This is a genomic window from Limosilactobacillus fermentum (assembly GCF_013394085.1).
GTDB lineage: Bacteria > Bacillota > Bacilli > Lactobacillales > Lactobacillaceae > Limosilactobacillus > Limosilactobacillus fermentum.
In genome coordinates this window covers 1322316-1337317 of the sequence record NZ_CP040910.1, presented here as the reverse complement: position 1 = coordinate 1337317, position 15002 = coordinate 1322316, and the positions used below count along the sequence as shown (strand labels likewise).

Sequence of the window (15002 nt, the reverse complement as noted above, 5' to 3'; positions counted from 1 at the left end):
CCATAGGTAAAAATCTAGCCTGCGATGTAGCGAAGCTGGGGGAGTTCAAAGAAGTAAGAAAGGTTACCGGTTTGGATGACGTATTGACCGACACGGAGTTGGGATAAGTGACCGCGAACGTTGGTGATTTGACCATCGGTGTGGACCGGCATTAGTTGAACGAAGACCTCCCGGTGCTCCTCAATGGCCCGGGCGAGGAATTGCCGCCGCTGAAAGAGGGGTTGAACGGGAAGAACCCGTGGTGCCACTGGTTGGGCTTGCTGAGGGGTTTCAAATAAAGAAGACCAAAGGGCGGTCCCCCGGTTAATTAAAGAACGCTTTTGAATTTGCATCGTGCTTCCCTCCGAACGTTTGTTTGTGACTATATTATACGAACGGACGTTCAAAAAGGCAAGGGTAAAATCGATCATTTGTTCGTATTTATAAAATGGTGGCGAGAATTCGCCATTGACGCCCCGGCAGGTGGGCAAAGTGTGGTATCATATATCCAATACTTTTAAAAAAGGTTAGGGGTAAGAGCAAACATGACAAAGCGAGGAATGTTGATTGTCCTTTCGGGACCATCCGGAGTTGGTAAGGGAACGGTGCGTAAAGCCATCTTTGACCAACCGGGAAACGACTTTCAGTATTCAATTTCAATGACGACGCGCAAGCCGCGGCCGGGAGAAGTCAATGGCAAGGACTACTTCTTTGTTTCCAAAGAGGAGTTTGAACAAAAAATCCAGGCCGGCGAAATGCTTGAGTACGCCAAGTATGTTGACAATTATTACGGCACGCCATTAAAATGGATTAATGATACCTTAGATGCCGGTAAAGACGTCTTTTTGGAAATTGAAGTTAACGGGGCGATGCAAGTTCGTTCCAAGAGCCCAAATGGCGTCTTCATTTTCCTAACCCCACCTGATCTAATGGAATTAAAGCAACGTCTAATTCACCGGGGAACCGACAGCATGGAAGTAATTAACAAGCGCATCAAGAAGGCCTTTAGTGAGATCGAAATGATGCAAAATTACGACTATGCGGTGGTTAACGACGAGGTTCCAAACGCCGTTGAAAAAGTTAAAGAAATCATCCGTAGCGAACGGTTACGGGTGCGGCGCGTGATGCCGGACTACTTAGAAATGTTAGGAGAATCGATGAAATGATCTTATTTCCATCCGTTGATAAGCTATTAGAGCGGGTTGACTCCCGTTACTCACTAATCATGTTGGCTAGCAAGCGGGCCCACGAAATCGACAAGTACCGGATCGATAAGTGGCGGGCGGCCCACCCGGATAAGGCTGGCGAAACGGTCAGCTTAGAAGGCGACAAGCCGCTCTTGTTGGACCACTATGACTCCAACAAGTCCGTTGGGATGGCGCTGGAAGAAATCGAAGCGGGATTGGTAACGATCAACCCCGACCAACACGAAGACTTACAAGATTAATGACCGGGTGAACCGGGAAAAGTGGCCAGGGGGATCCCGGGTCGCTTTTTATTTTAAGGAGGAAGACAGGATGGCAAGGATTGCGGTATACCTAACGGGAAGCATTGCGGCTTATAAGGCAGTAAGCGTGGTGCGGGAGCTTCAGCGCGCTGGTCACGAGGTGCGGGTAGCCCAAACAAAAGCGGCGGAGCAGTTTGTTGGTCCCGCCACCCTGGCTTCTTTGACGCACCACCCGGTCGTTGATGACCTCTGGGAAATGAGCGAAGAGGGGCAAATCCCTCACGTTCACTTAGCCGACTGGTCCGACTTGGCCTTGGTGGTGCCGGCTAGTGCGGATGTAATTGCTAAGATGGCGGCGGGGCTGGCTGATGATGCGGTCACCAGCGCCCTGTTAGCGACCCAGGCCCCGCGTCTGGTGGTGCCGGCCATGAATTCACACATGTGGCAAAACCCAGCTACGCAACGAAACGTTACCCAACTGCTGGCTGATGGGGTTCACTTCTTGGAACCCGCCGATGGGATGTTGGCGGAGGGTTACACCGGCATGGGACGGATGCCCGAGGTTAGCACCATTATCGCTTGGGTTGCGGAGTTTTTAACCACCGGAAACGCCTTAGCGGGTAAGCGCTTGGTGGTGACGGCGGGGGGAACCCGCGAGCCACTGGATCCGGTTCGCTTTATCGGCAACCGTTCCTCCGGTAAGATGGGAATTGCGATTGCAAAAGCAGCTGCTAACCAGGGGGCCCAGGTGGAATTGATTGTTGGCAGCGTGAGTGTCGACTTGCCAAACGACGCCGGAATCACTGTTCGCCAAGTTGAAACCACCGAGGAGTTGTTGGCGGCCGTTGATCAGGCTTTTGAAGGGGCGGACGCCCTCGTAATGGCGGCGGCGGTGGCCGACTTTCGCATGGAAGCGGTTAGTGACCAAAAGATCAAAAAGGATGCCCATGGGGAGCTGATCCTGAAACTGGTGAAGACCCCGGATATTTTGAAGACAATGGGGCAAAAGAAGGGGCACCGCCTGGTGGTGGGGTTTGCCGCCGAAACAACCGCTCTGGTCGAAAACGGCATGGCGGAGTTAAAGAAGAAAAACGCCGATTTGATCGTAGCTAATGACGTGACCAAGGTGGGCAGTGGCTTTGGGGCCGATACCAACCAGGTCACCATTTTGGCGGCCGATCAGACACCCCAGACTTGGCCCAAGCTTAGTAAAGCGGCGGTGGCAAAGCGACTGGTAGCGCTGATTGGTCAACGATTGGGGGGGAAAACAAATGGCGGAACTCGTTCAAGTCATAGTTGATGTTCCAACGATGCAGACCAACCGCCCCTACACCTACCGGGTGCCCGAACGCCTCGAGCGTCAAGTGCAACCGGGGATGCGAGTGATGGTCCCCTTTGGGCGGGGAAGCCGGGAGGTCCAAGGGTTTGTGGTCGCCGTTGACCAACCAGGTGAATTTGACGGTGACTTAAAGGACCTCGCTGGGGTGATGGACCTAAGCCCGGTCTTAAATGACGAGCTACTGAAACTAGCGGGTTGGTTGGCCGATCAAACCTACGCCTTTAAAATCACGGCCTTTTATACCATGTTACCGAGCCTCTTAAAGGCCCAGACGACACGGTTGGTTCGCTTGGTCGATGAAGTTGATGAGCAAACGAGGCTCGCCCTGTTTGCCGATCAGGATGAATTAGACCTTGCCAAAGTTCAAACTGATCCCCTGGCACTGAGTCAGTTGATGAGGCTACGGCGAGCGGGTAAGGTGGTAATTGACTATCGGGTTCACGACCGGGCCCGGGCTAAACAAATCACCACCATTACCCCAACGCTGTCCTTTGATGATTACGAAGGGGAGCGACTAGGGGTGTTAAAAAACGCCCACGCCCAGCGGAATCTATTGGATTACTTGCAAAGCTTAGCGGGGAAAACCGTGCCACTCAAGCAAGCCCAAGAAGAGAGTGGCCTTTCGGCGGCTACCTTTACGACCGGGGCTAAGCGGGGTTGGCTCAAAAAGGGGCAAGCAGAAGTTTACCGCGATCCCAGTGGGGCGCTGCCTACGTCACCAACTGCCCCGCCGACCCTAAATCAGGAGCAGGCCCAGGCGGTGAAAAGGATTAACCAGGCCACCGATCAACGAACCGCCGAAACTTTCCTGTTGCAGGGGGTGACGGGTTCGGGGAAAACGGAGGTTTACCTGCGGGCAATTGAACGGGCCTTAGCTAACGGGCGCAGCGCCCTGATGTTGGTGCCAGAAATTTCACTAACCCCGCAAATCGTCAGCCGGGTGCGGGGCCGCTTTGGTAAACAAGTCGCGGTCCTGCATTCGGGCCTTTCCAACGGGGAACGCTATGACGAATGGCGCCGAATCAAGCGTGGCGAGGCGAAAGTGGTGGTGGGGGCGCGCTCAGCGGTATTTGCCCCCCTAGACAACGTTGGTTTGATCATTATGGATGAGGAGCACGAGTCGTCTTACAAACAAGACGACGCCCCCCGTTATCACGCCCGCGACGTTGCTAAGTGGCGAGCTGCTTACCATCACGCCCCGCTCGTCTTGGGATCGGCAACCCCGAGCCTAGAAAGCCGGGCCAGGGCGGCGACCGGGTTATACCACCGCTTAACCTTGCTCCACCGGGTTAACCAACGCCCCCTGCCGCCGATCCAAGTGGTCGATATGAAAAGAGAGGTTCAAGCGCGGGGGGAGACTAATTATTCGTTGCCGCTCTTGAACTTGTTGACCGACCGGCTTAATAAGGGGCAGCAAAGCATCCTAATGCTTAACCGGCGGGGCTTTTCCTCCTTTGTGATGTGTAGGGACTGCGGTTACGTTCCTAAGTGTCCCAACTGCGATATCTCGTTGACCCTGCACATGGATAGCCGGAGCCTAAAGTGTCACTATTGCGGTCACGAGGAGCGGATCCCCAACACCTGTCCGAACTGCCAGGGCCACCGAATCCGCTACTACGGGACCGGTACCGAAAAGGCGGTAGCCGAATTGCAAACCTACCTGCCGACCGCTCGGATCATCCGGATGGACGTTGATACTACCCGCCGAAAGGGGATGCACGAGAAATTACTAACTAAGTTTGGTAACCACGAGGCCGACATCCTATTGGGGACCCAAATGATCGCCAAGGGGTTAGATTTCCCGGGGGTGACCCTGGTGGGGGTCTTAAACGCCGACACGGGGCTGGATTTACCCGATTTTCGGTCCTCTGAGCGCACCTTTGACCTCCTAGCGCAGGTGGCCGGGCGGGCCGGACGTGCCGATGAGGCCGGCCAAGTGGTGATTCAAACCTTCAACCCGGATAATTACGTGATCCAACTGGCGCGGGCCCACGATTACGAGCGCTTCTTCGTCCAGGAGATGAACCTGCGCAAACTCGGCGCCTACCCGCCGTATTATTACACGGTCCGGGTGATGGGCAGCCACCCCGATGAGCAGATGGCCGCCCGGGTGATGCAAGCGGTTCGCCAGGAGTTGGTGGGGCAGTTGGATTCGCAAACGATCATTTTAGGCCCCACCCCCCGGGCAATTGCCCGCTTGAAAAACCGTTACTATTACCAAATTGTGATCAAGTACCGTCACGATCCGGCCCTCCATGCCCGCTTAACCGCGATCATGGAAGGGGCCCAGCAACAGTTTGACCGGGAGACCCAGGTGATGATTGACCCGGATCCCCAGTACTTCTTGTAGATGTAGAAAGGAAACCACGCCAATGAAATCAATTGTTTTTATGGGGACCCCCCAGTTTGCGGTCCCAATTTTGAAGGCCCTCATCGATAGCGAAGACTACCAAGTACTAGCCGTTGTTTCCCAACCTGATCGTCGGGTGGGACGCAAGCGCGAATTACGGGCCACTCCGGTTAAGGAACTAGCCCTTGAAAACGGAATTGAGGTTTTGACCCCCGAAAAAATTAATCACAGCCCCGAAATGGACCGGGTGATTGAACTAGCACCGGACCTGATTATCACGGCGGCCTTTGGTCAATTCTTGCCGGACAAGCTACTCGCCGCCGCTAAGGTTGCGGCCATTAACGTTCACGGTTCCTTGTTACCTAAGTACCGGGGTGGGGCGCCAATTCAATACGCCGTGATGAACGGGGACGCCGAGACCGGGGTCACAATCATGTACATGGTTAAGAAGATGGACGCCGGCGATATCATCAGCCAGGCTAGTTTACCAATTACCAAGCAAGACGATACCGGGACGATGTTTGAAAAGCTATCACTACTGGGGCGCGACCTTTTGTTAGATACCCTGCCTAAGTTGCTCGCCGGCGATATCACCCCGGTCAAACAAGACGAAAGCCAGGTTGTCTTTTCACCAAACATCACCCGCGAACAAGAAACGATTGATTTCACGCTCCCGGCCGACCGAATTGATGACCTCGTTCGGGGGTTGCGCCCAGCCCCGGTTGGTAACATGGTGATTGATGGCCTACGAACTAAGGTTTACGACGTGACCCCGCTAACGGAAACGACTGATCTGCAACCGGGCCAGGTGGTGCGGGTGGAAAAACACGCCCTGATTATAGCGGCCGGAGCGGGGACGACTTACCAGATTAACAGCCTTAAGCCAGCCGGAAAGCCCAAGATGGACATTACGGATTACTTAAACGGCCACCAAAATTTAAAGCCGGGAGTACAAGCGATTAACAATGACTAAGAAACAAGCACAATTAACGGGGGCCCGGGCCATCGCCCTGGCGACGCTAGATAAGGTCCGCACGTCGGGGGCCTATTCAAATCTCCAGTTGAACCAGGCCTTAGAAAGCGGGCAATTATCGGGCGCTGATCGCCGCCTAGTAACAGCCTTAGTGTACGGAACTCTACAGCACCAACGGACCTTAGACTACTGGCTTTCCCCCTTTATCGCCGGCAAAAAGGTGCGCCCTTGGGTCAAAACCCTTTTGTTAATGACCCTCTTTCAGTACCAGTACCTGGATCGGGTACCCAACTTTGCCGCTACCGATGAGGCGATCGAAATTGCTAAGCGGCGGGGGAACCCTGGGGTTCGTCGCTTTGTGACCGGGGTTTTGCACGCAATTCTGAGGAACGGAGTGGCCGACGTTGAAAAAATTGAGGACCCCAAGCAGCGGTTGGCCATCCAAGCCTCCCTGCCGGACTGGCTGGTTGACGAATTGGTCGCTCAGTATGGGCTGGCCCAAACGGAGGCGCTTGCTAAGGTAATTAACGAACCGGCACGGATCAGCCTACGGGTTAACCGGGCCAAGGCCACGGTCGAAGAAGCCCAAGCACTGCTAAGGTCAGCGGGGGTGGAAACCAAACCATCTGAGGTCGCCCAAAATGGCTTAGTGGTTACTAAGGGGGCGGTGTTAAAAACGGCGGCCTTTAAAAACGGGGTGGTAACGATTCAAGACGAATCCGCCATGTTAGCCGTGGAAAGCATGCACCTGACCGGTCACGAACGGGTCTTGGACGCCTGTGCCGCTCCGGGGGGTAAAACCGTTCAAATTGCGGAGGCCTTAACTGACGGGGAGGTCTACGCCTTAGACATCCACCGGCATAAGGTGGGCTTAATCGAAAAGAACGCGCAACGGATGGGGGTTGACAACCGGGTCTTCGCCCGCCAACTCGACGCTCGCCAGGTTGGCCAGGAATTTGCCGATCAGTTCTTTGATCAGATCTTGGTTGATGCACCGTGTTCGGGGATGGGACTTTTACGGCGGAAACCGGAGATTCGCTACGATAAGCAACTGGGCGACAGCCAACGTCTCCACCAAATTCAGGGGGCAATTTTGGATTCGGTGGCCACAAAAGTCAAAAAGGGCGGTATAATTACCTATAGTACGTGCACGATCCTTCGTCAGGAAAATGACGAGACGGTGGCCGAATTTTTAAAGCACCACCCCAACTTCCGGTTACAAAAAACCACCACCGCACGTATGTTGGAGGACAACCGCCAAGCCCAGACGCTCACCCTGTTGCCGAGTGACTACGGCTCTGATGGTTTCTTTATTAGTAACCTTCAACGAGTTCAGTAGAAGGGGAAAAAGAAACTCATGGAGACTGCATTTCAATCAGATATCGGTCAACAACGGTCCGAAAATCAGGACCGGGTTAATAATTTTTTTGCTGCGCCAAACCTCCAATTAGTGGTTATTGCTGATGGAGTGGGGGGCAATAATGGGGGCAACGTCGCTGCTGAAGAAACGGTAGCGGCGCTCGGTCGTTACTTCACCCAGGAGGCACCTAAAACCGTCCGCACCGCTAAGGCGTGGTTTCGGGATAAGGTCCGCTTGGTTAACAAATTAATTTTAAATAAAGCAAATTCAAATCTTAACTACCGAGGGATGGGAACGACGATGGTTGCGGCAATCCTGATTGATAACGTTGCCGTGGTCGCCAATATTGGTGACAGCCGGGGTTATATTTTCCACCAGGATTTGTTGACCCAAATCACCGTCGATCACTCCCTCGTCAATGAACTAGTCAAAAACGGTGACTTAACGGAACAAGAGGCCGCACATTCCCCGCAAAATAACATTATTACCCGGGCAATTGGAATCTCAACTGACGCTGAAATCGACGTCAATTCCTTTGAACTCGGGGAAAATGATCAACTACTGTTGTGTACGGATGGCCTGAGCAAAATGGTCGAAGGTGATCAGATTGCGGCCGTTTTAGCGGGACACGAGTCTTTAGAAGATAAGTGTGCCGACCTGATCAAGCTGGCCAACGCGGCCGGCGGCAACGATAACGTCACCGTTTTAATTAGCCAAAACGACCAGGAGAAATAACAGATGGAACCCGGATACGAGCTAAATCACCGGTACCGGATCATCCGTCCCCTTGGTGAGGGCGGAATGGCCAATGTCTACTTGGCCCACGACCTGGTTTTAGACCGGGATGTATCGGTTAAATTATTACGGCTTGATCTGCGGGATGATCCCAACACGCAGCGCCGCTTTCACCGCGAGGCTTTAGCGGCAACCCAACTTAATGATCCCCACATTGTTGGGGTTTACGACGTGGGAGAAGACCACGGAATGCAATACATGGTAATGCAATACGTCAAGGGGATGGACCTCAAGGCGTACATTAAGCAGCACTACCCCCTTCCGCTCCCCCAAGTGGTTAACATTATGGAACAGGTGCTGGCTGCCGTTGAAGCGGCCCACGCCCAGGGAATTATTCACCGTGATCTCAAGCCCCAAAATATCTTAATTGACGATCAACAAAACATTAAAATTACTGACTTTGGTATTGCGACGGCCAGCTCGGGGAATTCGTTAACCCAGACGAATACCCTGTTAGGTTCGGTCCATTACTTATCGCCCGAACAAGCGCGGGGCTCGATTGCCACCAAGCGTTCGGACATCTACTCACTCGGGATTATCCTGTACGAGTTATTAGTTGGCAAGGTGCCCTTTGAAGGGGAAACCGCGGTTTCAATTGCGCTAAAGCACTTTCAGGACCGGGTTCCTTCGGTACGCCAGGCGAACCCGGCGATTCCCCAGTCACTGGAAAACGTCGTCTACCGGGCGACCGCCAAGGACCCCGCCCAGCGCTATGGTTCCGCCGAAGAGATGGCCAAGGACTTGAAAACGGTCCTGACTCCGGAGCGAGCCAACGAGGCACCACTGGTCTTAGCAGACCCAGGGGATGAGGAAACTAAGGTCTTGGATTACCGCCAAATCAAGGAAGCGGCGGCCAAAACTAAGCAGGAGCCGGAAGCAAAAGAAGCCCCTGAACAACAAGAGACGGCTCCAGAACAGCCGCCTGTCCCGAAAAAGAAACGGCGCCAGGGGTTGTGGGTGAGCCTACTGACGATTGTTTTAGCAGGTCTACTGGGTTCGGGGTGGTATTTCAACCGTGAAGTAACCGTGCCGGACCTGACCGGGATGACGACCGCTCAGGCGACCAAGGCGTTAGCTAAAAAGCACCTGCGCTTGGGAAATATAACCCGGGAAACATCCTCGTCAGTGGCCAAAAATCGGATTGTCACCGTTGATGGTGCCAGCAAGGCCCGTTATGGTCGTGAAGTGAACGTTATCTTATCCAACGGGATGAAGAAGTGGACAATGGACGACCTGGTCGGCAACGACTACCAAGGGACCGCCGAAAGCTTACGGGCCAAAGGATTTACCGTACGGATTAAAAAGGAGTATTCCTCTTCCGTTAGCGCAGGGCAAATCATTCGTCAATCGGTGAGCTCGGGAACGGTGGTTCACCCGGCCCAAGACGTGATTACCCTAACCGTATCGGCCGGGAAACAAACTTATAAGATTCCTAACTTTAAAAACGAGGACATTACCGATGTTCAAGACTACGCTAGCAAGCATGGCCTACAACTGACGGTGACCCAACAGGAATCAACCACGGTAGCGGCCAACAAGGTCATTAGCCAAACTCCCAAGGCGGGGAGTCGTTTAGCTAAGGGGGACACCCTGACGGTGGTGATTGCAAGTTCGGGGACCCAACTGAAAACCACTAGCATCCAAATCGACATCCCCTTTGATGGTAACGGGGGCAAGACCGAAAACCGGGTCCAAGTTTACATTGAGGATGCTTACCACAACCTAACGATGGAATACCAAGACATCACGATTAACCAGGAAACAACGATCAACGTGCCGTTCACCCTGCGCAACGGTCAAACCGGGGCCTACAAGGTGATCCGAAACGGCAAGACGATCATGAGTGCAACGAACATTACCGGCTAAAAGCGATAGGAGGTCGTTTGTGAAAAACGGGACGATTCAGCAGTCACTGAGTGGCTTTTATGACATTTGGTCCGGGGGAAAACTATACCGGACCAGGGCACGGGGAAACTTTCGGAAGCGGGGGTTAAAGCCCGTCGTTGGTGACCAAGTGGAGTTTGAGGCGGAAAACCAACGGGAGGGCTACCTCCTAAAGATCTTGCCCCGCAAGAATCAGTTGGTCCGTCCCATGGTGGCCAACGTCGACCTAGCGGTGGTCGTGACTGCCGTTAAGGAACCCAACCTGTCAACGAACCTATTAGACCGCCAACTAGTGGCCTTGGAGAGCCAGGGGATTGATCCGGTGATTTACTTCTCTAAAACGGACCTCCTTTCGGATCAAGAAGCAGACGCCCTGATGCTGGTGGTAAAAGGCTACCAAATGATTGGCTACCCGGTGCTTTACCAACGGCCCTCGTTTGGTGAGGAGGCCTTAGGTGAGTTACGTAAGATACTGGCCGGTAAGGTGGTCACCATGATGGGCCAGACCGGGGCGGGGAAGTCCACCCTGTTAAACCACCTGGCGCCCGATCTTAACCTGGCGACCGGGGAGATTTCCCAGGCCCTCAAGCGGGGGCGTCACACCACCCGTAAGGTTAGCTTGATGCAGGTGGGCGACGCCTTGATTGCTGATACACCAGGTTTTTCGTCGTACGAAGACTTCCAAATGACCGTCGAGGAGTTACCCCACTTCTTCCCGGAGATGCAAGCACTCGCGCCCGAATGCAAATTTCGGGGTTGTTTACACATAAAAGAACCGTCCTGTGCGGTCAAGAATGCGCTTAAACATGGTAAAATAATGAACAGTCGGTATGACAATTACCTCCAGTTCCACGAGTTAATTGCCAACCAGAAACCAAACTATCAGAAATGAGGGAATTGATTATGATTAAAGTTGCACCGTCAATTTTGAGTGCTGATTACGTGAACCTGCAAAAAGACATTGAAATGGTGGAAAAGGGTGGCGCCGAAGTCCTTCACATCGACGTGATGGACGGGAGTTTTGTCCCAAGCATTTCTTACGGTCCAGGCTTCGTAAAGGCGATTCGGCCAATCTCTAAGATGGTCTTAGACGTGCACCTGATGGTTCAAAACCCAGAACACATTTTACCGGACTTCATTGACGCCGGTGCCGACATCATTGGGGTGCAAGTCGAAGCCACCCAACACATTCACCGGGCCCTTCAAATCATCAAGAATGGTGGGGTCAAGGCCGAAGTAGTTATTAACCCGGGAACACCGGTTGACATGATCAAGCCTGTGTTACACATGGTGGACCAAGTGCTGGTGATGACTGTTAACCCAGGCTTTGGTGGCCAGAAGTTCCTGCCGGAAACGGTGGCTAAGATTGCCGAATTGGATGCTTTGAAGAAGGAACTGGGTTACGACTTCGACATCGAAATCGATGGTGGGGTGAACGACCAAACCGTTGTTGACTGCTACAAGGCGGGGGCAACGGTGGCCGTAGCTGGCTCCTTTGTGTTTGACAACGAAGATCCAGTGGCCCAAATCAACAAGATCAAGGACGCAACGAAGTAACGCTTAGGGACGTGACAGCGAAATCACTGATTTCCGTCACGCCCTTTTTTGATGGGGAGGTAAGGTCGTGAGAGAAGTCAACATCATGGTCGGGGGGATCCTAGAGCTCGTGCCGCTAGACCAACTAAGGACGCGGGCCAACCAGATTTGGATCGGGGTTGATTACGGCGCCACCTTCTTGTTGGACCACGGAATCACACCACAAGTGGCACTGGGTGATTTTGATTCAACGCCGGCGCCCCTCTTGCAACGGCTAGAGGAGCGGGGAATTTCTTTAACGACGTTCCCCCCCGAAAAGGACTACACCGACACCCAATTAGGGGTCAAGCGGGCCTTTTTAGACTACCAGCCTGATCGGGTTAACATATACGGGGCCACCGGGGGGCGCTTGGATCAGCTTTTGTCTAACCTCTATTTCCCGCTCTTAGAGGAATTTCAGCCCTACTTGGACCGGCTCCGCTTAATTGACCGGCAAAACGAAGTCACTTACTACTGGCCGGGTGAGTATACAATTGAGAAGTTACCGGAGATGAAGTACTTGGCCTTCGTCAATTTAACCTCCGTCAAGGGCCTAACCCTGCCAGATGAAAAGTACCGGCTCACTAATTTTGATGCCGAGGTGCCCATTTCGTGGTCCAGTAACGAGTTTGTTGGTGAGGTTAACCACTTTTCCTTTCAAGACGGGGTGGTTGCCGTCATTCAGAGCCGGGATTGGGGTGCCCGTTAGCTGTCAAGGAAAAATACTTGAAAGAAAATGTTGCAATCACCGTGCCCCTATGGTAAATTATTTAGGTGAGTTACCGCAGATGCGCGGAGAAAATAATTTGATGAGGAGAGGAGGGTTATCATGGCTAAGGATTTTATTACTGGCAAGCGGACGCGGTTTGGTAACAAGCGTTCACACGCCCTTAACTCAAGTCGTCGCAGCTGGAAGCCAAACTTGCAAAAGGCCACCATTTTAGTTAATGGTAAGCCGAAGAAGGTTTACGTTTCAGCACGTACCCTGAAGTTAGGGAAAGTGACTCGGGTTAACTAAGAACCTAATAAATGCGGCTGCCAATTTTTGGCAGCCGTTTTTTGCTTGCCAACGGGTTAGTTTTGTTGCCCGGGGCGTTGTATGGTAAGATATGATGGATACAAATTTTACGAACTGAGTTCAACGACTAAAGGAGGCCGTTTTGGATGGCAGTAAAGATTAAAACTCCTGCTGGAATGATCGACATTGCAAATGACGTCATCGCGACGGTTGTTGGCGGCGCCGCCACTGATAACTATGGAGTTGTCGGAATGGCAAGTCGCAACCCGCTAAAGGATGGGGTTAACCAAATCTTAGGACGTGACAGCTTCCACCAGGGCGTTGTCATTCGTCAACAGGATAACGGGATTGCCGTCGATGTGTACATTATCGTCGGCTACGGAACCAAGATTTCCGCCGTCTCCAAGAGCGTGCAAGAAAAGGTGAAGTACAACTTAGAGGCAATGCTCGGGGTAACGGCCAACTCTGTGAACATTATGGTTCAGGGCGTGCGCGTCCTGGGCGACTAGCGTGACCGAGCGGGAGGAACAATAACTTTGGTAGTTACAACAATTACAAACCATGAATTTGGCAAGATGGTGCAAGCCGCGGCCGCCAAGCTGACGGCCCAAGCGGATTACATCAACTCGCTAAATGTCTTTCCAGTTCCGGACGGCGATACTGGGACGAATATGTCAATGTCAATGGCCTCCGGGGCCAAGTACGAACGGGACGCCACGGCCACGGCCGTTGGTGACCTAGCTAACGCCCTGGCTAAGGGGCTGTTGATGGGGGCCCGGGGGAACTCCGGGGTAATTTTATCCCAAATCTTCCGTGGCTTTGCCAAGGGCTGTGAAGGGGCCGAAAGCCTCGACGCTAAGGCCTTCGTGGATGCCTACGCTAACGGGGCAAAGACGGCGTACAAGGCCGTCATGAAGCCAACCGAGGGGACGATCCTGACGGTAGTCCGCGAGTCGGCCCAAGCGGGGTTGAACGTAGTCAAAAACGGCGAAGACGATTTAGCAATTGTGCTGCAAGAAATCGTTACCGCTGCCGACTTGGCCCTCCAAAAGACGCCGGAGCTCTTACCGGTATTAAAGGAAGTCGGTGTGGTTGACTCTGGTGGTCAGGGGCTGGTAACGGTGCTGCACGGCTTTTTAGAGGCTTTGACTGGCCAAGTAGTCGAAGACACCCTGCCGGATGCCGCCACCCTAGATGAAATGGTTAACGTTAACCACCGTCAGAGTGCACAAGGGAAGCTCAACCCCGAAGACATCAAGTATGGTTACTGCACCCAGATGATGGTGCGGATTGGCCGTGGTAAGACGGTTACCAAGAAGTTTGATTACGACACCTTCTACAACTACTTAGCCGACCTAGGTGATTCACTCCTGGTAATCAATGACGACGAAATCGTCAAGGTTCACGTCCACACCGAGCAACCGGATAAGGTTTTAGGCTGGGGACTTCAGTTTGGGGACCTGCAAACGATCAAGATCGATAACATGCGTTGGCAACAAGAATCGATCATGGAACACGATCAAGAGCCCGCACAGCAGTCGGCACCGGCTGCCAAGCCGGCCGACCAACCGCAATTTGAAACGGCGGTGATCGCGGTGGCCTCTGGTAACGGGATCCAAGAACTGTTCAAGTCCCTCGGGGTGACCCACGTGATCAGCGGTGGGCAAACCATGAACCCAAGTATCGAAGACTTGGTTAAGGCCGTTAATGAATCAGGGGCTAAACAGGCCATCATCTTGCCAAATAACGGTAATATCTTCATGGCCGCCGATCAAGCTGCCCAGGTGGCTAACATTCCAACCAAGGTCGTGCATGCCAAGACGATTGCCCAGGGGATGAGTTCCTTACTTGAATACAACCCAGAGGCCACCTTGGAAGCTAACCAAACGGCGATGGAAGCGAACTTAGCTAACGTGAAGTCCGGGGAAGTCACCGTGGCCGTTCGCGACACGACGATCGAAGGCCAAACGATCAAGGAAGGCGACTACATGGGGATCGTTGACGGCAAGATCACCAACACGGCGCCGGAAATTGAAGACGCCGCCGCCCAAATGGTGGTTGGCATGTTAGATGAGGACAGTGAAATTGTCACCATCCTTTACGGTCAGGATGGAACCAAGGAAGCCGCTGAACGGATTTCCAAGGCGATCGAAGACGTCGATGACGAAGTCGAAGTACAAATTTACGAAGGGGATCAGCCAGTTTACCCATACCTGATCTCAGTTGAATAGCTAACCGCAAAAGCGGGGTGGTCCACGCGGCAACCCCGCTTCTGGTGTTTA

Annotated in this window: 15 protein-coding genes; 14 read left to right on the top strand and 1 reads right to left on the bottom strand. The window is 53.1% G+C overall.

The window, feature by feature from the left end:
• Positions 1 to 14: 14 nt before the first annotated feature.
• Positions 15 to 332 (bottom strand): hypothetical protein, encoded by a 318-nt coding sequence (locus FG166_RS06640; RefSeq protein WP_014562535.1) that lies wholly within the window; start codon positions 330 to 332, stop codon positions 15 to 17.
• Between the two features lie 192 nt (positions 333 to 524).
• Here FG166_RS06640 and gmk point away from each other — a divergent pair, with 192 nt between their 5' ends.
• The 14 genes from gmk (at position 525) to FG166_RS06570 (ending at position 14951) form a co-directional block, all read left to right on the top strand.
• Positions 525 to 1145, top strand: coding sequence for a guanylate kinase (gmk, locus tag FG166_RS06635; RefSeq protein ID WP_003683827.1), 621 nt, complete (start codon positions 525 to 527; stop codon positions 1143 to 1145).
• Positions 1142 to 1426 (top strand): DNA-directed RNA polymerase subunit omega, encoded by a 285-nt coding sequence (gene rpoZ / locus FG166_RS06630; RefSeq protein WP_003683829.1) that lies wholly within the window; start codon positions 1142 to 1144, stop codon positions 1424 to 1426. The genes gmk and rpoZ overlap by 4 nt, the downstream gene beginning before the upstream one ends.
• A gap of 70 nt (positions 1427 to 1496) precedes the next feature.
• Positions 1497 to 2726 (top strand): bifunctional phosphopantothenoylcysteine decarboxylase/phosphopantothenate--cysteine ligase CoaBC, encoded by a 1230-nt coding sequence (gene coaBC, locus FG166_RS06625; RefSeq protein ID WP_035431165.1) that lies wholly within the window; start codon positions 1497 to 1499, stop codon positions 2724 to 2726.
• Entirely contained in the window at positions 2698 to 5115 is a 2418-nt protein-coding gene (gene priA, locus FG166_RS06620) for a primosomal protein N' (RefSeq protein ID WP_003683832.1), read from the top strand. The genes coaBC and priA overlap by 29 nt, the downstream gene beginning before the upstream one ends.
• A gap of 22 nt (positions 5116 to 5137) precedes the next feature.
• A complete protein-coding gene (fmt, locus tag FG166_RS06615; RefSeq protein ID WP_003683834.1) occupies positions 5138 to 6088 on the top strand; it encodes a methionyl-tRNA formyltransferase in 951 nt (316 codons plus the stop codon).
• The gene (gene rsmB / locus FG166_RS06610) at positions 6081 to 7427 is read left to right on the top strand and encodes a 16S rRNA (cytosine(967)-C(5))-methyltransferase RsmB (RefSeq protein ID WP_003683836.1); all 1347 of its coding nucleotides are present in this window, start codon (positions 6081 to 6083) and stop codon (positions 7425 to 7427) included. Before fmt ends, rsmB begins: the two co-directional genes overlap by 8 nt.
• 18 nt (positions 7428 to 7445) lie before the next feature.
• The gene (locus FG166_RS06605) at positions 7446 to 8183 is read left to right on the top strand and encodes a Stp1/IreP family PP2C-type Ser/Thr phosphatase (RefSeq protein WP_003683838.1); all 738 of its coding nucleotides are present in this window, start codon (positions 7446 to 7448) and stop codon (positions 8181 to 8183) included.
• Between the two features lie 3 nt (positions 8184 to 8186).
• Positions 8187 to 10109: a Stk1 family PASTA domain-containing Ser/Thr kinase gene (pknB, locus tag FG166_RS06600; RefSeq protein ID WP_003683840.1), complete on the top strand. Its 1923-nt coding sequence runs from the start codon at positions 8187 to 8189 to the stop codon at positions 10107 to 10109.
• A gap of 19 nt (positions 10110 to 10128) precedes the next feature.
• A complete protein-coding gene (gene rsgA, locus FG166_RS06595) occupies positions 10129 to 11019 on the top strand; it encodes a ribosome small subunit-dependent GTPase A (protein WP_003683842.1) in 891 nt (296 codons plus the stop codon).
• 11 nt (positions 11020 to 11030) lie between these two features.
• Positions 11031 to 11684, top strand: coding sequence for a ribulose-phosphate 3-epimerase (gene rpe, locus FG166_RS06590; RefSeq protein ID WP_003686276.1), 654 nt, complete (start codon positions 11031 to 11033; stop codon positions 11682 to 11684).
• Between the two features lie 67 nt (positions 11685 to 11751).
• The gene (locus FG166_RS06585; protein ID WP_003686277.1) at positions 11752 to 12411 is read left to right on the top strand and encodes a thiamine diphosphokinase; all 660 of its coding nucleotides are present in this window, start codon (positions 11752 to 11754) and stop codon (positions 12409 to 12411) included.
• Between the two features lie 120 nt (positions 12412 to 12531).
• On the top strand, positions 12532 to 12720 hold the full coding sequence (rpmB, locus tag FG166_RS06580) for a 50S ribosomal protein L28 (protein ID WP_003683847.1): 189 nt from the start codon (positions 12532 to 12534) through the stop codon (positions 12718 to 12720).
• 146 nt (positions 12721 to 12866) lie between these two features.
• Entirely contained in the window at positions 12867 to 13229 is a 363-nt protein-coding gene (locus FG166_RS06575; RefSeq protein ID WP_003683850.1) for an Asp23/Gls24 family envelope stress response protein, read from the top strand.
• Positions 13230 to 13256: 27 nt separating this feature from the next.
• Positions 13257 to 14951, top strand: coding sequence for a DAK2 domain-containing protein (locus FG166_RS06570; RefSeq protein ID WP_003686279.1), 1695 nt, complete (start codon positions 13257 to 13259; stop codon positions 14949 to 14951).
• Positions 14952 to 15002: the final 51 nt, after the last annotated feature.